The following is a 17,519-nucleotide window of genomic DNA, read 5'->3' on the forward strand; positions in this document are numbered from 1 at the left end:
GGGCGCTTTGGTTTAGATTGAGCCATATCCGTCGCTTTTATCCATCTAAGGAGTTTACTTTTCCGGCATCAAAGTCATATCAAAAAGGGAACAATGAATGGAGGTTTTTCCATGGCTTTCATGTTATAATGTATGGCAATGACAGCTCAAGCTTATCAGAAAGAAGGTCTATACCATTGTCTAGAAAAGTGAAGGAAGCCAAGCCCGACTGGATTCGAATTAAACTCACGACAGGCGATAACTATCAGGAAATCAAGAGCATGATGCGTTCCAAGACCTTACATACCGTATGTGAGGAGGCGCGATGCCCTAATATATATGAATGCTGGGCCAACAGGACAGCTACATTTATGATTTTGGGTGAAATTTGTACGCGTGCGTGTCGTTTTTGCGCAGTGAATACGGGAATGCCTACGGAACTGGACTTACAGGAGCCTGAACGCGTCGCGGAAGCGGCTGAAAACATGAACTTGAAACATTGTGTCGTAACCAGTGTGGCCCGCGATGATTTGAAGGATGGGGGAGCCACTATATTTGCAGAAACGGTGCGTGCGATTCGCCGCCGTTTGCCTTTTTGCAGCGTAGAAGTGTTGATTCCAGATTTTATGGGCGATATCGAATCGCTGCGAATTGTCATGGATGCCAAGCCAGATATTTTGAATCATAATATTGAAACGGTGGAGCGGATGTCTGATAAAGTACGGGCCAAGGCCAAATACCGTCGCTCCCTGGAGCTTCTTCAACGTGCAAAGCAATTAAATCCGTCCATTCCGACCAAATCAAGCATCATGCTGGGTGTCGGAGAAGAGTGGGACGAGATCTTGCAAGCCATGGATGATCTGCGTAAATTTGATTGTGATATTTTAACAATTGGACAATATTTGCAACCGTCCGAGAAGCATTTGTATGTCCAAAAATATTATCCACCGGAAGATTTTGCGAAGTTAAAGGAAGAGGGATTACAGCGGGGATTCAGCCACGTCGAATCCGGTCCGTTGGTCCGCAGCTCCTACCAAGCGCATGAGCAGGTGAAGTCCGCCGCTCAGCATAAGGAAGAAAGCGCCCTTTCGCAGGCTTGATCCGGGAAAGGCGGTCAGATTAGCTTGTTTCATATCGGTGGTAAAAACTATGAAGTGTTGCAGGATCACAAGAACGGGTGGAATCCCGAAGCTTTTCGTGACCGGTATAGTGAAGTGCTGGAGCGCTATGATTATATTATTGGTGATTGGGGTTACAATCAGCTACGTCTAAAGGGTTTTTACCGTGACGGGCATCCTAAGGCCAACAAAGATACATCCATAGCAGTACTGGACGATTACATTAATGAATATTGTAATTTCGGTTGTGCTTATTTTGTGCTGCTTAAGAGCCGCGAAGTGATCAGTAAGATTGAAAACAATGATGAATCCGTTACGCCGGATCATCAACAGTTGGAAGAATCTCAAGCGGAACCAACGGAAACGGTAGAAACCGGAGAGCCGCAAGAAGTGCTGCAACGCGCAGACGGAGAAGAACGGGAGTGGCCGGAGCCAAGTCGCGAGTCCAGGGAAGCCGAGGAGCTGCGAGTGGAGCAGCCGCGTGAAGCTCAGGAAATTCGGGAGTTGCAACGACGGGAACCAAGGGAAGTCCAGGAACCGCGTGAGCGACAGCCACGGGAATTCCGTGAAAACCGTCCGCCCAGAGAAGGGCGTGAAGGAAATCGGCAGCGTGAGCCACGGGAAGCACGTGATTCGCGCCCGCCGAGAGAACCGCGTGAGGCGAAGGACGGGCGAATTTCCGGTGAAGGACAGCAAGCCCGGGAACCACGGAAACAGCGCAATCAGCAAGGGAATTTCGATAAAAAGGAATCCCGTGGCCCACGCTATGAGCGTCAACCGAAGGAAAACCGGGAGGGACGGCAAGTCCGCGTCTCACGTGATTCCGGAGGCCAGCCTCAGGCGCAGCCTGCTGCCAAAGCCGAAAGAGCTGAGGGAAGCAAAAAGAATAAAACATTTACCGCTCCACAACAAAACGGTTCCTGAATTTCAGGAGCCGTTTTTATTTATGGCAAAAGGATCAACCGTGGATTGAGTTGGCTCTATCATACAAAAAAGAGCCAAGATCGGCTCTTTTGCATGTACTAGTGCTTTTCAGTTCTATGTGTATTTCAAAGCAGCTTGCCTAATTAAGAAAAGCATTGCGTACCCGATCCCAAAATGGAAAGGGACGATAACGAGCGAAGCTGATTTTGTGACTGGAAACCTGACAGCGAACGGAAATCAAATCATCCACAGGGAAGTTCAGATGATCTACCGTCAGCAGAAGACGCTGATCTTTTCTCGAAAAAATATCACAATGATGGTGCTTGGGCAGCAGCAATGGCGATCCAAGTGTCCGATACACCCGGTTGTTAATGGAGGCAATCTCGGTTAATTGCAACGCTTCAATGGTGGGGTGAACCATAGCTCCGCCGAGTGCTTTGTTATAGGCAGTCGTACCTGAAGGGGTAGAAACGCATATTCCGTCTCCACGGAACATTTCGAACGTGACATCGTTAATATCCACTTGTGCAACGACCGTACCATCGACCCCTTTTAACGTAAATTCATTCAACGCAATAAAAGAAGCATTTCCCGACTTCTTGTGAATCTCCAGCTCGATCAATGGATACTTGACAATTCTCGGTTTAAGGGGTCCCTCAGATCCGCTTTGGCTCATCAGGTGGATTAGCTCCTCTAGCTCGTCCGCACGCCAATCGGCATAAAAGCCCAGATGACCGGTATGTACACCAACAAAGGCTATATCCGAAAGTCGGTCGATGAAGGTATGAAACGCATGAAGCATAGTACCGTCGCCTCCAATTGACACGACGATTTCCGGCGATTCGGCATCCAGCTTGAAATTCTTTTCTTGGGCAAGACGGTGAAACTGCTGACTCAAGTCCATGGAGTGCTGATCCCCGCGATCCAGAACATAATATCTCAAGATGAAAAGCTCCTTTGTCATGGGTATATACCGATCATAATCAATTATGAGCAAGAACACAATCGTTCATTGCCTGGACGCTCCCCTTAGACGTGCGAATAAGCGGCTTGTGCCTGCACTCAACCAAGAGAGACAGAGCATGGCTATCAGCAGACAAGTGAGGAATAGCAGGCTTTGCCACAACACAGTGGATGAGAAGCCGGGAGACCAGGTGATATCGTGTATCGGAGAAAAGACTGGCGAGCTTCCCTGTCCCATGAGCGGACGCCATAGCACGAGAGCCAGCAGAGCAGAGATGATGCCGTGCGCAGCGCGGGCTAGCAAAAAAGGCAGGTACCGGAGATTCGTTGTATTCAAAATACTCGCGACCTGCGCATGAACCGATAGTCCGCCCCAGGAGAGAACAAAGGCTGCTGCGGCTACCTTGAACGGTAAAGCAGCTCCTGTGGCTTCACCAGCGGCTTGTGCCCCTAAAGTGACTTCGAAGATACCGCCTACAATGGAATCTGTTAACGTAGGAGGAAGGCCGCAGGCGGACAATAAGCTTGCTGTAAGCAGGCGAAGCCCGCTCATTAAACCGGAGTTCGTTAAAGCTTCCAGAATGACGCAGAAGAATACAACCAGTCCTCCTACGACAATAATAAGACGGAGGGAGGAAGCAATAGCTTGACGCAGCAACTCGCCAAATGGACGGCCATCTTCCAGGCGCGCTGTATGCATGGCATATATCGCTTGGCGCAGTCGTCCGCGTTGCTGAACAGAGGACGTGTCTGACTTGGCATTTGGAGTGACAGTGAGGGATGTTGGTGTAGGCTGCCCGGTGTGGCCGCCTGCTTCGGTTGCAGCAGACTGGGGACGCTTGCCGTGAGTATCAGCGTTCCCCGAACCGGAACCGTGGAAGCGCATGAGCAGGCCGATGATCAGCACGCCACCATAATGGGCAGCACCCAGCACGACCGCAATTTCAGGCTGATGGAAGAACCCGACGGAAACGGCACCGATCAGGAATATGGGATCAGAGGAGGTTGTAAAGGCGACCAGCCGTTCTCCTTCGATGCGGGTGATCCATTTTTGCTCCCACAGCTTGGCCGTTAATTTGGCTCCAATCGGGTAGCCTGATGCACAACTGACAGCGGCGACAAAGCCTCCACAACCGGGCACACGGAACAAAGGTTGCATGAGCGGGTCCAGCAGCGCACCTATAAAATGGACGATGCCAAAACCGAGCAGCAGCTCGGAAATAACGAAAAACGGGAATAAGGACGGGAACAGCACGTCCCACCAAATGGCCAGACCACGAAGTCCGGCATTTAGAGAAGATTGCGGGTGCGCCGCCATAAGTATAAATAGGAATAGCAGCATAAGAATGAGCAAAGGGAGCGAGTAACGACGGTACAGCGGCATAGAGGCCCCTCCTTTGGAGTTCTACTACTATTCCTATGACGAGGATGGACAAAGAGTACCAAAAAAACAAGAAAGCGTTTGCATGAAGTGCTGTATTTTTGTAAAGATTATGTTAAAATTAAAAAAACAACGATCCATAACCTTAAGGATGGAGTGATCAGGATGAGCATCGTTGCCGGTCTACTCGTGTGTGCTTTTGTGTATGTCATTCGTGCCTCTCTCGTCCATCCCGGTGAAGAGGATTGGCGGAGTTATTAGCTGTATTTGTAGAATGGCAGGCTGTTTGCAAGTCGTGCAAGCTTGTCTTCATACGTGAAATGATGAAATGACGCTTATTCTTAGCGTCATTTTTTGTTTTTTGTTATAATACGGGTGTATATTTATTACCATAGCACAGAAAGTTGGGGGAAAAGTGAATCCTAGCCTGAGCATTTATGACAATCTTGGGGGTGCGGAGGGTGTTCGTGCTATTATTGAGGCCTTCTACCCAAGAGTTTATAAAGATCCGTTGTTAAGTCCGCTGTTTCCTGAAGGCATAGAGTCGGTGAAGGAAAGACAGTATATGTTCCTGAGCCAGTTTTTTGGCGGACCGTCCCTGTTTTCAGATGCTTATGGTCACCCGATGTTACGTGCCCGGCATATGAAGTTTCCCGTAACGGAAGAACGAGCAGAGGCGTGGCTGTCCTGTATGGCGGGTGCGTTAACGGATGCGGGCATTGAGGAGCCGCTTCGTTCATTTATACTTAATCGTTTGTCCGGTCCTGCGCATCATTTTGTAAATACCCCGTAAGCTTGCGGGGATTGCCGAATTTTGGAGAGGGTTGTAAAAACATTGGAAATTGAACCGTTATATCAGATTAAAATCTCTTGTCCGCTTTGTGAAGAAGAATTTCAGACATCTCGTGTCAGACCGAGCCTAAAGAAGGCAATTCGTACGGATTCAGACTTCTGCGCGTATTACAAGAATGAAAATCCCGATTTTTATGTCGTACGGGTTTGTCCTCATTGCGGATTTACCTCGACAGAGCATTCTACCGTTCAGTTAAGCGATCAGCAGAACAAGCTGTTTAAGGACAAAATTGGTAATCGGTGGCAATCCCGCGAATATGACGGACATCGCAACTGGGAAGAGGCGTTGGAAACGTATAAGCTGGGTTTACTGTGTGCGCAGGTCATCGGGGAAAAGGAACGGGTGATAGCCAGTCTGTTACAGCATATCGCGTGGATGTACCGATACCAGGGGGACGAGGAGCAGGAGCTTCGGTTTCTAAAGTTTAGTCTGGACTCCTATATTCGGGTCTATGAGCTGGAGGGTGTCGGAGCGAATAATGCCAAGCTTCTCTATCTGATTGGAGAATTGCATCGACGTACAGGCAACTTTAACGAAGCGGTACGCTGGTTTTCACGTGTCATTAATGACAAGAATATTATGGATGCGGCTATGATCCGGGCTTCCCGTGAACAATGGGCTGTATTGAGAGAGCAAATGCTCGCTAAGGATATTCAGTTGCCGGAGGAAATGCAGAACGCAAGCACCTCCTGATAAAAAAGGTGTGTACTATGGCCGGTTCAGGCTCATGGTTCACACCTTGTTTATCAACAACGGCTACCTTTCTCTAAATTTCCTCATGAATTAATGATGGCGCAGGGTGGTATCTGACAGCAAATAATCGTTGTCACAATCTACCAAAGTAATCCTGCTGTGGCAGCATGGAAACACAAGCAGCTTTTTCATCCCTTCATGTATGAGCTTAAGCTCTTTGGGCTTTAGGGGTAGCAGGACGTTCTCATGGTCGCAAAACGGACAATATTGTACATAAACGTCTCCCATGACAATGTCATAAGGCCAGGTTTTGTGAAAAGGAATCATGATTTGTCCGATTCACCGCCGTTCGGGTCAGCGGTTTCTTCTTTGGCCAGTTCGGCCAGCTTTTGCATCAGAATATGCTGGGGTGTATGCATGAGATGTTCCAGCGGAATGCCGAGCTTTTCGGATAATTTCACAGCCGTTTCCGGCGAAATTTGTAAAGGTCTCATCCTGTATTCCTCCTAATTGTAGTGATTTTACCATCACGATGTAGCTTTATTGTATATGAAACCACATGAATTCGCCAAAAAGAAAGGTGGAACTGCTATGAAAACACCATTGAAGCAAACATGGGATTTGGAATCCATATTTAGTGGAGGGTCTTCCTCTCCCTCATTTAAAGCATTTTTGGAGGAGTTGGAGAGCAAGGTTCAACAATTGCAGTCTCAGCTTAAATCAGCCAAAGTACCGCAAACGGTATTGGATACCGAGCGTCTGGATAGTGTGCTGAATGCTATACAGGAGCTGTTTAACGGAGCATCGCAAGCTGGTTCTTTTGTTTCCTGTCTAACTGCTCAAAACCAACATGACAAGCAGGCTGTTGAACTGGGCGCACGCATAAATACGCTGTATGCACAGGGGAAAAGTACTTTGGTATCCTTCCAAAACCTGCTGGCACAAACGAGTGAAGACATTTGGCAGAAGTGGATGGACCGGGAAGCGATTAAGCCGATCTCTTTTGTCCTGAATGAATACCGGAACGAAGCTCGTGAGAAAATGGCACCTGAGCTGGAAAGTCTCGCATTGGATTTGGCTGTGGACGGCTACCACGGTTGGGGGGATTTTTATGACACGATTGTCAAAAATATGACTATCCCTGTTCCTGAGAATGGAGAAATCGTAAATCTGTCCGTAGGACAGGCTGCCAACAAGCTGGATGAACCAGATCGTAGTGTGCGTCAAGAAGTGTTCACACGTTGGGAAGAAGCATGGACCAAGGTGGAGGACTATTGTGCGGATACGCTGAACCATCTGGCTGGCTTTCGCCTCAAGCTGTATGAAAACCGGGGCTGGACGGATGTTCTCAAGGAGCCGCTGGAAATCAGCCGCATGTCGGCACAGACACTGGATACGATGTGGCAGGTCATTAACGAAACGAAACCTGTACTGGTTAAATATCTCGAGCGGAAGGCGAAGCTGCTGGGCTTGGAGAAACTGTCTTGGCATGACGTTGAAGCCCCGCTGGGAACGTCTACTACTAAAATCCCATACGACGATGCAGCCGTCACCATTGTTGAGCAATTCGGTAAATTCAGTCCAAGAATGGCTGATTTTGCTCAAATGGCTTTTGAGAAAAGTTGGATCGAAGCAGAGGATCGTCCGGGGAAACGTCCTGGTGGATTCTGTACTTCCCTACGTCTTAGCAAAGAGACCCGTATTTTCATGACCTATGCCGGATCGCCTTCCAACGTTTCGACACTGGCCCATGAGCTTGGACACGGTTATCATCAGCATGTGATGAATGAAATGCATCCATTGAATCAAAATTATGCGATGAATGTAGCCGAGACGGCTTCCACGCTGGCAGAACTAATTGTATCGGATGCTTTGCTGGAGGCTGCCGAGGGTCAGGAGAAGGTAGCATTGCTGGAGGATAAAATTCAGCGCGGCGTAGCCTTTTTCATGAATATCCATGCCCGCTTCCTGTTTGAAACCCGTTTTTACGAGCTGCGGAAAAAAGGGGTCGTAGGAGCACATCAACTGGGCGAATTGATGGAGCAAGCACAGCGTGAAGCGTTCAGCGGTGTTTTGGATGAGGCTCATCCTCATTTTTGGGCCTCCAAGCTGCATTTCTATATTACGAATACTCCATTCTATAACTTCCCATATACATTTGGGTACATGTTCAGTGCCGGGATTTACGCTTTTGCGAAGAAAAATGCCGACGGCTTTGCCGATCAATATGATGCTTTGTTGCGTGATACAGGTCGCATGACGGTGGAAGAGTTGGCCTCCAAGCATCTGGGAACCGATTTAACACAGGCAGACTTCTGGCGTAATGCCGCGCAAGTCACCATTCAGGATATTGAGCAATTTTTGCAAATGACGGAATAACGGATATACTCCAAATCAGGTCTCCCACGAAGGGGGCCTTTTTTGCGATTCTTGCAGAAGATGAGGAATAAAGTCGTAATGTGTCGAATAAGCGTTGGTATTACCTGTTGGCGAAATTTAAATTGATGGATATACTTAGAAATTAGTTATAAATGCCCATTTATGTTGTTTATGATTGTAACGTTAAAAAGTTTCGCATATAATTGAGTCATAAGACCTATTAATGGTTTTGAAACAGGTATATAGGGGGATTTTTTAATGGATGAAGTAGGTCAATTGTCGTTAGCAAGGCAGATGGATATCGTTTTTAAAGAACTGGATGATGAACTGGCGGGTTTGTCGTCAGGAACTGTATTTGTACAAATACGTAACAACGTGGTTGGGAAATTTGGTATCCGTCATAATCCGATTGCAGGCAAAGGAGGTACATTTGGAGCGGTGGAGCCGGGACTGTCTGTAGATCATCGGGCGGACTTCCGTCGTATGGCGCTGGATACACTAAATCACAAGCGAAGTTGGACTCATGGCGAAATTGCTTTCGATTTTGCCGTCAGACAGGGAACCATTCTGGTGGATGCTACGCTGGAATCGAACTATAACATGGCGAATCTCATGATCCGTTATAACAAGCCTACATACCGAGCGGCTAAATCGGAATAGTCATCCATAGAAAAGGGTAAAGAAAGGGCGGCCTTCCTGGGGAAGACCGCCTTTGTTATATGCCCGCCCTACCGCATTTTGGCTAAATGCGATGAATGGAATGCAACATGTGGAATAATGACGCTTATTGACCTGAACGTCCTGATAATTGCTGTTCGGCCAGCTGTACCAAGCGTTTAGTGATATAACCTCCCAGAGAACCAGCCTCACGGGATGGCATGTCACCATAATAACCGTCTGCCGGAATGGTGATGCCCAGTTCTTGTGCTGCTTCATATTTCAATTGTTGCAGTGCGTTGGTGGCTTGAGGAACGACCAGGTTGTTACTGCGGCGTCCTCTGCCTTGATTAGCTCCATTAGCCATGTGTAGTCACCTCCTTCGGCTGTGATGAGGTTATTATGCGACAGAGTTATGAAAATATGCGCCGAAGGAAGGAAAATGAATAGAGGGAAATTACGGATATATCATATGAATCTGAGTTTTCAGGTTAATGGATTGCTGAGGCTCCAGACGAATCAGTCCGCCTGTCCCCACAGGATCGTGTAAATTGGGTGCATCAGACAGCCAGGTATAAGGCTCGATGCAAAGATACTGATCGCATTCACCCTTGGTATACAACACCCAATACTTAAAGTATTGTTCATCCGCCGTGTAGCGAATCTGATAACCGTCATCACGGGTCAACAGGGCCTCAGCAGGCCCTTCCGATGCTCGCAGCAGCGTATCCAGATTCGTTCCTTTCAGGGAAAGTCCCGTAGAGAGCAGCTCCAAGTCATTCAAAGGGGTAATTGTACCTGTTGGGAGCTGTTCAGCGTCTTGCTCATATACCCCGTTCACAGGCAGCTTCAGGCGCCAGCGTTCAGGCTCTCCGTCTACCATAAACCAGGTGTGATATCCCAAGCCGAATGGGGCTGCTTTGTCACCCAGATTCGTTACACGCAGCGTTTGACTCAATACAGGCCCCTGCAAGCGGTAAGTCATCTCCAGCCGTAGGGGAATAGGAAACTGCTCCATCCAGTGCGGATCACTTTCCGTCAACAGCTCGGTGGTCACGCTGCAACCTTCCTCATCTTCTTCAATATCACTGCAACGCCAGGATTGATTACGATGCAGCCCATGTATATGATTGTCGTTGGCCGTATTCCGATCAAACTGATAGGGAACACCGTCAAACTCGAATTGTCCTTTGCGGATTCGGCCGGGAGGGATCAGAATCGGCAAGCCAAAATGATACGGCTTTTGCAAATAAAAGGCCAGTTCTTCCTCGCCAGGACGCCGTACGATATCCCGATCCAGCTTCAGATCACGCACCGAGATAATATTATTCCCGAGACGGGGGATCATCGTAACTTCCAGCTCAGGGCTATGTAAAACATACGTGTCGTAACCATTCCAATGTTCTTTGGTCACTTGTTTCATATCCATGCTCCTTTGTCCACTATAATCGGTTGAAGCTTCGTGTCATTATGATAACAGATTTTCGACCGCAGGGCACAATCGACATTTGACAATAACAGGATGCGGAATTATCATAAATGTAGTTTACAATGTAATGACATGAATAACGCGATGATAAGGACAAGTAAGCCTTCGCATACGCTCTTCAGAAAGCCGGTGGTAGATGCGAACCGGTGAGCCTGCACTGCTGAATGGACCTTGGAGTGCCGCACAGAACAGGAAGCATTCTTCCTCAGTATGACGGCCGATTGCTCCCCGTTAACGGAGCTATAAGATTGCAAGCAGCCACGGAGCATGACTCCGACAAGTAACAGGCTGAAGGCAATGAATAAGGGTGGTACCACGGTCTCGCGTCCCTTGAGGATGCGGGGCCTTTTTGCGTTCAATTATTTAAATAAATCTCAGGAGGAATGATGAATATGAAAACGGTGCTTTCAGGCATTCAGCCCAGCGGACAGCTTACTTTAGGCAATTATATTGGTGCAATAAAAAACTTTGTCAAGTTGCAAGAGGATCATCGCTGTTACTTTATGGTCGTAGACCTTCATGCCATTACGGTGCCCCAGGAACCGGCTCAATTGCGTGAACAGTCGGAGGCCGTGGCGGCATTATTTATTGCAGCAGGTATTAACCCCGAGCAATCCAACGTCTTTTTACAGTCACATGTACCTCAGCATGCGGAGCTGGGATGGTTGATGACAACCCTGACCAATATGGGCGAGCTGGAACGTATGACCCAGTTCAAGGACAAATCGGAGGGTAAGGACTCGGTAGGTGCGGGATTGTTCGTATATCCAGCGCTGATGGCAGCTGACATTTTGCTTTACAATGCGGATTTGGTTCCTGTAGGTGACGATCAGAAGCAGCATCTGGAGCTGACGCGCGATTTGGCAGGTCGTTTCAATCATCGTTATGGAGATTATTTCACTGTTCCCGAGCCGTATATCCCTGAGGTGGGCGCACGAATTATGTCATTGGATGATGCCTCCAAAAAAATGAGCAAAAGCAATCCGAATGCGGGCAGCTATATTGCTCTGCTGGATGAACCGAAAGTCATTCGCAAGAAAATCAGTCGCGCTACCACTGATTCTGGCAGTGAGGTTAAATATGATCCGGCAGGCAAACCGGAGATCAGCAATCTGATGGGAATTTACAGCCAATGTACGGGTCTGTCGCTTCAGGAAGTGCAGAATCGTTATGAAGGTCAAATGTACGGTACGTTCAAAAAAGAGCTGGCAGAGGCGGTTGTAGCCACCCTGGAGCCTATTCAACAGCGTTATCGTGACATTCGGGAGTCCGGTGAAATTGGACGCATTTTGGGCCAATCCGCAGAGCGGGCGCAAGAAGCGGCTGAAATCACGCTGGCTGCGGTCAAAGAACGTATGGGGTTTCTGCCCCGCAAGCGCTAAGAACGCAGGCCAACGCAATCAGGCTTTTGACAGTGTGAATGTCTCAGGAGCGACGTTGTTTGGCCTTGATAACAAAGCCCCAGCCGATGTTGCCGACAGAGAGAAGGCCCAGTAAAATGGCAAGCCAAGCGGAATAACTGATGGATATGGCGGCTGCCGTCAGCAGGACAATGGATGAAACGGCGAACCACAATGATAGACCTTTGCTCATGGGAAAAACCTCCAGCGTTCGAATGTTGAATTTTAGGAATAAGCAGGTGTAAGCGAGCCATAATAATCTTGCAAGCTTGCAATGAACCTCACTCACAAAGAACTGAAAGGAGATTCAAATATGAGCAGACGTCGTTCAAACAACCTGCAAGTACCGCAGGCCAACGCCGCTTTACAACAATTAAAATATGAGGCCGCTCAAGAACTCGGCATCACAATCCCTCAAGACGGTTACTTCGGAAACGTCGTTTCCCGCGAAACAGGTTCTCTCGGGGGATACATCACGAAAAAGCTCGTCCAACAAGCAGAGCAATCCTTGTCGGGCAGTGGCCGTTTGCAGTAATACACATAAACCCTCCATCTTGGAAGCTGTATTATGAGCAACTGTGATGAAGAAAATCCGGAGCAATCATGCTCCGGATTTTTTGCGTGCATGGCTTATGACCATTGTGAATCACACCGGTCCGCTTCGTCAAGAGGGCGCTTTCATGTAGATATTTCATGGAGGGATGGATTTTTATATGAACGACAAAAAACAGCAAGCTCCGGGGGTCAGGGGAGACTTGCTGTTTTTTGTCGTTTGCGTTGCTTGCAAATATGCTTTTTTAATTCGTATGCAGGGAGAGGCGTTTCTGCATCTTTTCATGGCTAAGCCAGCCGATATAGCTGTTGATCAGTCCAAACTGCTTATCCATGGCGACCACGGCCACGAACGGATATTGTCTCCGGTGCCGATACCGAACATCCGCCCAACGAACAATGTAGCCCCATTCCAGCTCTTCCACTTCCGCAACAGCAAAGGAAGAAAAATAGCGGAATGCTTGCACATCACGGTAGGATTTGGATGCTTCTACGGCCGGATGTGTGGACGGAACCGCATGTTTTGTCCAAAAAAGATGCTTCCCGTTCAGTCCACCAATGTCATAACTTCCATTCTGATGAGCTTTTACCACATGCCACCGGTTCCATGAAACTGTGGGAATGATATAATATATATCGTCCGGCTGACGCTCGTTGTCCATATCTCGTACCGCATTTCTGGTACGGAAATGACTCCAGGTACGCCAAATATAGTACAGGCCTGTAATGATGTACAACGTAATAAATAAGGGAGCTGGTAAAACCAGTCCAGTGACCCACAGTAGAATAGCAGCAACATGGGTGCCGAATATAAAGGGATCAAAGATGTGAATAATATTCCATGATATCCATTTGGGCGTAAACGGTCGAAATGCCTGTGTCCCGTACGTATTGAACAAATCTACAAATACGTGCAGGCAGACAGCAATCGTGACCCACAAGGCGACATGTTCGATAGGTACATCCCTGAATATAAGGCCAATTAATCCCGTGATGGACAAAATCCATATCAACCAGAAGGGGATGGAGTGCGACAGTCCACGATGATTGCGGATGTAGGCTGCATTGTTTTTTAATCGCAGCAAGGTGTCAAAATCCGGTGCCTGTGACCCTACGACCGTGGCCAGCAGTATGACTGCCGCCAACTTTGGATCTGCGGCGACGGCAGGATCGGTGTAGGCCAGCCCGGCCAATCCGATCCCCATGACAAAGTGTGTGGCTGTATCCATATCTGTCGCTCCTTTTTGTATTAAATCCTGTACTTATTACTACCCAAATTTACTGTAAACGATCAGCAGGGTCGATTCGTCATCGAAATTGTGAACGTTTTGTGCGTTTTCTGTCAAACTTTTTACGGGTACTATATGATAAAATTTATATCGGAGTTCAACTTACTCCCGAATTCATACATCTCAAAGGGGGAGTTACTCACAGTGGATAATATTAGTTATAAGGCTACTTCAGATACGACTACCTATTCGGTTAAATCCAAACCACCTGGTAAGGCTGGGACATGGAAAGATTTTATAACGGTCACCAAGCCAGGTATTCTGCGCACCAATCTGGTTGCGGCATTTGGCGGTTTTTGGTTGGCTTCACAATGGGACGTTGACTATATAAAGCTGATTCTGACCTTGGTAGGTACAATGCTGGTTATGGCGTCTTCTTGTGTTTTTAATAACTATTTTGATCGTGAACTGGATTTGAAAATGGAGCGTACACGCAATCGCTCACTGCCAACAGGGCGTTTGACTCCCACAACGGTGTTGTCATACGCTATTATTTTGGGTGTTGTCGGGTTGACTGTTTTGTTCTCTTTCTCTGGTATCAAGGCAGGATTACTCGGTATACTTGGTATGTTCGTATACGTCGGTATTTACACGCTTTGGCTGAAACGCTCATCTACATGGAGTACATCCATTGGCGGTATTTCGGGCGCAATGCCTCCTGTGATCGGCTATGTGGCCGCTTCGGGTCGTATTGATATGGGCGCATGGCTCTTATTCGCTCTTTTGTTCCTATGGCAGCCGCCTCATTTTTGGGCACTTGCAATCCGCAGGGTCGAAGAATACCGCGCAGCAGGATTTCCGTTGTTGCCTGTCGTGAAAGGCATTCAGCGTACTAAAATTCAAATGATTCCTTATATCGTGCTGCTGATTCCGGTACCGATCCTGATGTATGCTTATGGTTATGCTGGCATGATTTTCATGATTGTTTCCGTGCTACTGTCAGTGGTCTGGGCATTTTATGCCTTTAAAGGTTTCACCATTAAAGAAGAAGAGACGGATTCATGGGCTAAAAAAGTATTTTTCTTTTCCATTAACCATCTGACGCTCAGCTTTCTGCTGATGATCGTGGATACGGTTCACAAGTTCTAAGACCAAGACATTTTTAATGAAATTTGTTACGTGTAACATTTAGCTGTCCATCAGGCATAAAGGGGCCTGGCGGACAGTTTTTTTTGTGAATGGTTTTCATGACTAGGGTTCTCATAACTATAGAACAGGCGGGTATAAAATATACTCTTCCAATCCTGCCTTTTCCAATTGGGCGATCACATATTCATCTGGTGTGCCTTCGACTCCTGCGTATCCTTTGCGGGTATATATATGATGAGCATCTGGAAAAGAGTCGGCAAGCACACCACGTATTTTTTTGCCTGAGCTGTCATTGTCCATAAACAAGTATATTTCGTCATGCTTGGCCTTCTTGCGGAGGGATTCCAGTTTTACTGAGTTTAGCGTACCGAAGGTGCATAAAATATGAACCTCGGGATCAAGTAAACGACGAAGTTTACTGCGGTCATTTTTCCCTTCAACGATAACGGTAATCGTCATCTTACTCACCCCCTGCTTAAAGCCTGTGCTCGAAATTCCCCGGGAAATGAAAGAATATGTGTATAGTGTAGCTCCAAACAGGGTTCTCATGCAAAAAAGCAACAAAACAGCCTGCCAGAAGTGGCAGGCATGGGTACAGGGGCGGCATGTTAGGGCAATTCAGACATTAAATCCAGCAAGTACGGAGAATAATGACGAGCAGAATATAAAGAACGAGAATGATGCCAGTCGAAGTCCCAAATCCACCACAAGAAACAGGGCTCACAGGATGACAGTGGCTCACAGAATGCACCTCCCTTCATACATAAATGTTCAGTCAAACCAGTCTATGTTGATAAGGGCTTTAGGTACTGTGCATTCGCCTTCTTGTAAGGTACTTTGGGCGTTAAAGGGGGGAGCATCTCAAGCGATCTAGGAATGATACGGCCCTGGGGCAGACAGCGGCGGTGTCGGGAATAACCGCTGAATGGGAATGAACAGCAAGCCGGTCATTAAAATCAGAAAAGCGATAAAAAAAGGTGAAAAATGAACAGGGAGCTGCCCGGCAAGCACTGGTCCGGCAAAGGAGCCGATAGACGTGGCAATGGATTGCAGTGCAAAGGTTTTGCCCAACCTTTCTCCTCCAAGCCGTATAAAGAGTGAGGCCAAGGCTGGAAACGTAATGCCTTTGGCTGTTCCGAGTATAAAGAGTACGACTCCAATCACGGATTCGGGTAAGGTGGCAAGAGCATAGAAGCTCAGAGACATCAGTATGATGCCGCAAATCAGCCGGATCATGGGTGAATACTTGTTCAGAAAAAGCAGACTGAGTGTACAGAGCGCTCCCAGACTGATAATGGAAAAGAGCAGTCCCGTGGACATCATGGACGCAGTGCCATTGTTGCGTAACGGGATTTCATAAAATAAAATGCCTTGTGCGCACGCCAAAACAAAAGGCACAAGCAGGTAGCGCCAATTGAATGGTAAAAGCGGCTGCGCTCCGGTCAATGAAGCGGGTGCTACTTGCCCATCAGACAGTTGAGCCTGGAGAGCAGGTACCTTTTTAGGCAAGGTAAAATAAGCCATCAGTCCTGTGACCACGAGAATGATGCCCAGAGAACGGAAGGTTTCGCTAAACCCAAAGCTGGCTACGATGAACGCGCCTGCCGCTGGAGACAGGACGGAGGCCAACGTGTGAACGACGCCATGTCCTGACATATATTTGCCCTGCGTAACCGGATGATCGGATAGCTGCGCCAGCATAGTCATGCAAGCAGGGGACAAAAAGGCCAGCACAAAGCCGCTGATGGCACGTAAAAAAAGCAGCTCCCATGGCGTATGAATGTATGCCTGAATGATCAGGATGATCCCTGCGGCTGTCAGGCTGAACATAATATATCGGCGGCTGCCGTGTTTATCTACTCTTGGCCCCGCCATTAAGTTACCGGGCAGATGAGTCAGGGAGTATATGCCCAGCATCCAGCCGATAAAGGTGGGCGCTGCGCCCAGAGAGATGGCGAATGGTGTCAGAATAGGATATTGTGCATGCAGATCAAAAAAAGCGATGAACAAAAACAGATACAGCCAGAGGGCTGTTTTCAAGTGGATGACCCCCTTCCCTTAAATGGACTTTCTATGCTGCTATGTGGCATTAGCTCTTTCTAAGTTGTACGCTGGAGTGGACGAACATAGACCCTTTTTGTGCGGACAAGGGGCGGAAAAGAGCTAAGCTGACAGGGAGTTATGTAATCATGTATAATTACAGAGACGATTTTACAATTCAAAAGATGCAGTTGAAAACGGGAGTGTAGTGAAATGGATAAGAGCGTCTGGACAGAGTTTTTAAAACAAAATTGGCAGATCGTTCAGGATAACTGGCTGTATATATTAATCGGGCTTGTCCTATTGCTTGTCATATTGAAGGTTGTGAGAACCCTTGTTAAATGGCTGATTGTCATAGTGGTGGTTGTGGGCTTGCTGATCTACAGCGGTATTTCCTTTGATCAGGTCGGTAAGGTGGTTACCCAAGCGAAGGATGATGCGATTAACAAGTTTCAGAGCGAGGCCCTGAACATGATGATCAAGGAAGGACGGGATGCGAAATACACCTCTAACGGAGACGGTACATTTTCGGTAATCAGCTCCAATCTGGAGGTAAAAGGTCCGTTCGATGGCGATAAGGTCAAGGTATGGTTTCAGGGCATGCCGCTGGGCGAGTGGAGCATGAGCGACACCGTCAAGAAATATATCGAAAGTGCGAAAGGCTCGGCTGTAACACAACAGTCGCCGCAGTCGCCGTAAAGACAGGGGGAGCA

The 17,519-nt window shown here is 47.8% G+C and carries 21 protein-coding genes; 10 read left to right on the forward strand and 11 right to left on the reverse strand.

The annotated features are described in order from the left end of the window. The first annotated feature begins 176 nt into the window (after positions 1 to 176). Together lipA and ACQ4MX_RS20450 are read left to right on the forward strand one after the other, a co-directional pair. Entirely contained in the window at positions 177 to 1,079 is a 903-nt protein-coding gene (lipA, locus tag ACQ4MX_RS20445; protein ID WP_431087027.1) for a lipoyl synthase, read from the forward strand. A 24-nt stretch (positions 1,080 to 1,103) separates the two neighbouring features. Next, positions 1,104 to 2,021 carry a YutD-like domain-containing protein gene (locus ACQ4MX_RS20450; protein ID WP_431087028.1) on the forward strand — a complete coding sequence of 306 codons (918 nt, stop codon included), beginning with the start codon at positions 1,104 to 1,106 and terminating at the stop codon, positions 2,019 to 2,021. A gap of 139 nt (positions 2,022 to 2,160) precedes the next feature. Here ACQ4MX_RS20450 and ACQ4MX_RS20455 read toward each other — a convergent pair whose 3' ends face one another. After that, positions 2,161 to 2,964, reverse strand: coding sequence for an NAD kinase (locus ACQ4MX_RS20455; protein ID WP_354451846.1), 804 nt, complete (start codon positions 2,962 to 2,964; stop codon positions 2,161 to 2,163). A gap of 66 nt (positions 2,965 to 3,030) precedes the next feature. Next, positions 3,031 to 4,368 carry a sporulation integral membrane protein YlbJ gene (gene ylbJ, locus ACQ4MX_RS20460; protein ID WP_431087031.1) on the reverse strand — a complete coding sequence of 446 codons (1,338 nt, stop codon included), beginning with the start codon at positions 4,366 to 4,368 and terminating at the stop codon, positions 3,031 to 3,033. Between the two features lie 412 nt (positions 4,369 to 4,780). On the opposite strand from ylbJ, the gene ACQ4MX_RS20465 reads away from it, so the two are divergent. Together ACQ4MX_RS20465 and ACQ4MX_RS20470 are read left to right on the forward strand one after the other, a co-directional pair. Beyond that, positions 4,781 to 5,158: a globin gene (locus tag ACQ4MX_RS20465; protein ID WP_134912784.1), complete on the forward strand. Its 378-nt coding sequence runs from the start codon at positions 4,781 to 4,783 to the stop codon at positions 5,156 to 5,158. Between the two features lie 42 nt (positions 5,159 to 5,200). After that, complete coding sequence (locus ACQ4MX_RS20470) at positions 5,201 to 5,911, forward strand: DUF2225 domain-containing protein (RefSeq protein ID WP_187644871.1); 711 nt, start codon at positions 5,201 to 5,203, stop codon at positions 5,909 to 5,911. 90 nt (positions 5,912 to 6,001) lie between these two features. Here ACQ4MX_RS20470 and ACQ4MX_RS20475 read toward each other — a convergent pair whose 3' ends face one another. Continuing rightward, positions 6,002 to 6,238: a hypothetical protein gene (locus ACQ4MX_RS20475; RefSeq protein ID WP_082067120.1), complete on the reverse strand. Its 237-nt coding sequence runs from the start codon at positions 6,236 to 6,238 to the stop codon at positions 6,002 to 6,004. Beyond that, positions 6,235 to 6,405: a YycC family protein gene (locus tag ACQ4MX_RS20480; RefSeq protein ID WP_014277894.1), complete on the reverse strand. Its 171-nt coding sequence runs from the start codon at positions 6,403 to 6,405 to the stop codon at positions 6,235 to 6,237. Before ACQ4MX_RS20480 ends, ACQ4MX_RS20475 begins: the two co-directional genes overlap by 4 nt. A 97-nt stretch (positions 6,406 to 6,502) precedes the next feature. Here ACQ4MX_RS20480 and ACQ4MX_RS20485 point away from each other — a divergent pair, with 97 nt between their 5' ends. Together ACQ4MX_RS20485 and ACQ4MX_RS20490 are read left to right on the forward strand one after the other, a co-directional pair. Further along, the gene (locus tag ACQ4MX_RS20485) at positions 6,503 to 8,290 is read left to right on the forward strand and encodes a M3 family oligoendopeptidase (RefSeq protein WP_149094656.1); all 1,788 of its coding nucleotides are present in this window, start codon (positions 6,503 to 6,505) and stop codon (positions 8,288 to 8,290) included. A gap of 258 nt (positions 8,291 to 8,548) precedes the next feature. Further along, positions 8,549 to 8,950 (forward strand): O-methyltransferase, encoded by a 402-nt coding sequence (locus tag ACQ4MX_RS20490; protein WP_044645424.1) that lies wholly within the window; start codon positions 8,549 to 8,551, stop codon positions 8,948 to 8,950. Positions 8,951 to 9,074: 124 nt separating this feature from the next. Here the strand turns inward: ACQ4MX_RS20490 and ACQ4MX_RS20495 are convergent, their stop codons facing one another. After that, positions 9,075 to 9,314: an alpha/beta-type small acid-soluble spore protein gene (locus tag ACQ4MX_RS20495; protein ID WP_044645425.1), complete on the reverse strand. Its 240-nt coding sequence runs from the start codon at positions 9,312 to 9,314 to the stop codon at positions 9,075 to 9,077. A 90-nt stretch (positions 9,315 to 9,404) separates the two neighbouring features. Beyond that, the gene (locus tag ACQ4MX_RS20500; RefSeq protein WP_431087033.1) at positions 9,405 to 10,370 is read right to left on the reverse strand and encodes an aldose 1-epimerase; all 966 of its coding nucleotides are present in this window, start codon (positions 10,368 to 10,370) and stop codon (positions 9,405 to 9,407) included. Positions 10,371 to 10,828: 458 nt separating this feature from the next. On the opposite strand from ACQ4MX_RS20500, the gene trpS reads away from it, so the two are divergent. Beyond that, positions 10,829 to 11,818, forward strand: coding sequence for a tryptophan--tRNA ligase (trpS, locus tag ACQ4MX_RS20505; protein WP_431087034.1), 990 nt, complete (start codon positions 10,829 to 10,831; stop codon positions 11,816 to 11,818). Positions 11,819 to 11,861: 43 nt separating this feature from the next. On the opposite strand, the gene ACQ4MX_RS20510 is transcribed toward trpS, so the two are convergent. Further along, positions 11,862 to 12,029, reverse strand: coding sequence for a hypothetical protein (locus ACQ4MX_RS20510; RefSeq protein ID WP_014277888.1), 168 nt, complete (start codon positions 12,027 to 12,029; stop codon positions 11,862 to 11,864). A 120-nt stretch (positions 12,030 to 12,149) separates the two neighbouring features. Here ACQ4MX_RS20510 and ACQ4MX_RS20515 point away from each other — a divergent pair, with 120 nt between their 5' ends. Then, complete coding sequence (locus ACQ4MX_RS20515) at positions 12,150 to 12,371, forward strand: alpha/beta-type small acid-soluble spore protein (protein WP_134912799.1); 222 nt, start codon at positions 12,150 to 12,152, stop codon at positions 12,369 to 12,371. A gap of 262 nt (positions 12,372 to 12,633) precedes the next feature. Here ACQ4MX_RS20515 and ACQ4MX_RS20520 read toward each other — a convergent pair whose 3' ends face one another. Beyond that, positions 12,634 to 13,617, reverse strand: a complete 984-nt coding sequence (locus ACQ4MX_RS20520) for a metal-dependent hydrolase (RefSeq protein WP_431087035.1) — start codon at positions 13,615 to 13,617, stop codon at positions 12,634 to 12,636. Between the two features lie 204 nt (positions 13,618 to 13,821). On the opposite strand from ACQ4MX_RS20520, the gene cyoE reads away from it, so the two are divergent. After that, complete coding sequence (cyoE, locus tag ACQ4MX_RS20525) at positions 13,822 to 14,766, forward strand: heme o synthase (RefSeq protein WP_431087036.1); 945 nt, start codon at positions 13,822 to 13,824, stop codon at positions 14,764 to 14,766. A 117-nt stretch (positions 14,767 to 14,883) separates the two neighbouring features. On the opposite strand, the gene ACQ4MX_RS20530 is transcribed toward cyoE, so the two are convergent. The 3 genes from ACQ4MX_RS20530 to ACQ4MX_RS20540 all read right to left on the reverse strand — a co-directional run bounded on the left by ACQ4MX_RS20530 (position 14,884) and on the right by ACQ4MX_RS20540 (position 16,806). Beyond that, the gene (locus ACQ4MX_RS20530; protein WP_431087037.1) at positions 14,884 to 15,225 is read right to left on the reverse strand and encodes a toprim domain-containing protein; all 342 of its coding nucleotides are present in this window, start codon (positions 15,223 to 15,225) and stop codon (positions 14,884 to 14,886) included. 166 nt (positions 15,226 to 15,391) lie between these two features. Next, a complete protein-coding gene (locus tag ACQ4MX_RS20535) occupies positions 15,392 to 15,490 on the reverse strand; it encodes a YjcZ family sporulation protein (protein ID WP_223264362.1) in 99 nt (32 codons plus the stop codon). A gap of 146 nt (positions 15,491 to 15,636) precedes the next feature. Then, a complete protein-coding gene (locus tag ACQ4MX_RS20540; RefSeq protein ID WP_431087038.1) occupies positions 15,637 to 16,806 on the reverse strand; it encodes an MFS transporter in 1,170 nt (389 codons plus the stop codon). A 213-nt stretch (positions 16,807 to 17,019) separates the two neighbouring features. Between ACQ4MX_RS20540 and ACQ4MX_RS20545 the strand changes: the two genes are divergently transcribed. Next, complete coding sequence (locus ACQ4MX_RS20545) at positions 17,020 to 17,505, forward strand: hypothetical protein (protein ID WP_431087039.1); 486 nt, start codon at positions 17,020 to 17,022, stop codon at positions 17,503 to 17,505. Positions 17,506 to 17,519 lie beyond the last annotated feature (14 nt).

This window comes from Paenibacillus sp. 8b26 (assembly GCF_050626875.1).
In the GTDB taxonomy this organism is placed as follows: Bacteria; Bacillota; Bacilli; order Paenibacillales; family Paenibacillaceae; genus Paenibacillus.

Coding starts and splice junctions, on each gene's coding strand:
- ylbJ (WP_431087031.1), bottom strand. CDS start 4,368: ATGCCGCTGTACCGTCGTTACTCGCTCCCTTTGCTCATTCTTATGCTG.
- ACQ4MX_RS20475 (WP_082067120.1), bottom strand. CDS start 6,238: ATGATTCCTTTTCACAAAACCTGGCCTTATGACATTGTCATGGGAGAC.
- ACQ4MX_RS20480 (WP_014277894.1), bottom strand. CDS start 6,405: ATGAGACCTTTACAAATTTCGCCGGAAACGGCTGTGAAATTATCCGAA.
- ACQ4MX_RS20485 (WP_149094656.1), top strand. CDS start 6,503: ATGAAAACACCATTGAAGCAAACATGGGATTTGGAATCCATATTTAGT.
- ACQ4MX_RS20490 (WP_044645424.1), top strand. CDS start 8,549: ATGGATGAAGTAGGTCAATTGTCGTTAGCAAGGCAGATGGATATCGTT.
- ACQ4MX_RS20495 (WP_044645425.1), bottom strand. CDS start 9,314: ATGGCTAATGGAGCTAATCAAGGCAGAGGACGCCGCAGTAACAACCTG.
- ACQ4MX_RS20500 (WP_431087033.1), bottom strand. CDS start 10,370: ATGAAACAAGTGACCAAAGAACATTGGAATGGTTACGACACGTATGTT.
- trpS (WP_431087034.1), top strand. CDS start 10,829: ATGAAAACGGTGCTTTCAGGCATTCAGCCCAGCGGACAGCTTACTTTA.
- ACQ4MX_RS20510 (WP_014277888.1), bottom strand. CDS start 12,029: ATGAGCAAAGGTCTATCATTGTGGTTCGCCGTTTCATCCATTGTCCTG.
- ACQ4MX_RS20515 (WP_134912799.1), top strand. CDS start 12,150: ATGAGCAGACGTCGTTCAAACAACCTGCAAGTACCGCAGGCCAACGCC.
- ACQ4MX_RS20520 (WP_431087035.1), bottom strand. CDS start 13,617: ATGGATACAGCCACACACTTTGTCATGGGGATCGGATTGGCCGGGCTG.
- ACQ4MX_RS20530 (WP_431087037.1), bottom strand. CDS start 15,225: ATGACGATTACCGTTATCGTTGAAGGGAAAAATGACCGCAGTAAACTT.
- ACQ4MX_RS20545 (WP_431087039.1), top strand. CDS start 17,020: ATGGATAAGAGCGTCTGGACAGAGTTTTTAAAACAAAATTGGCAGATC.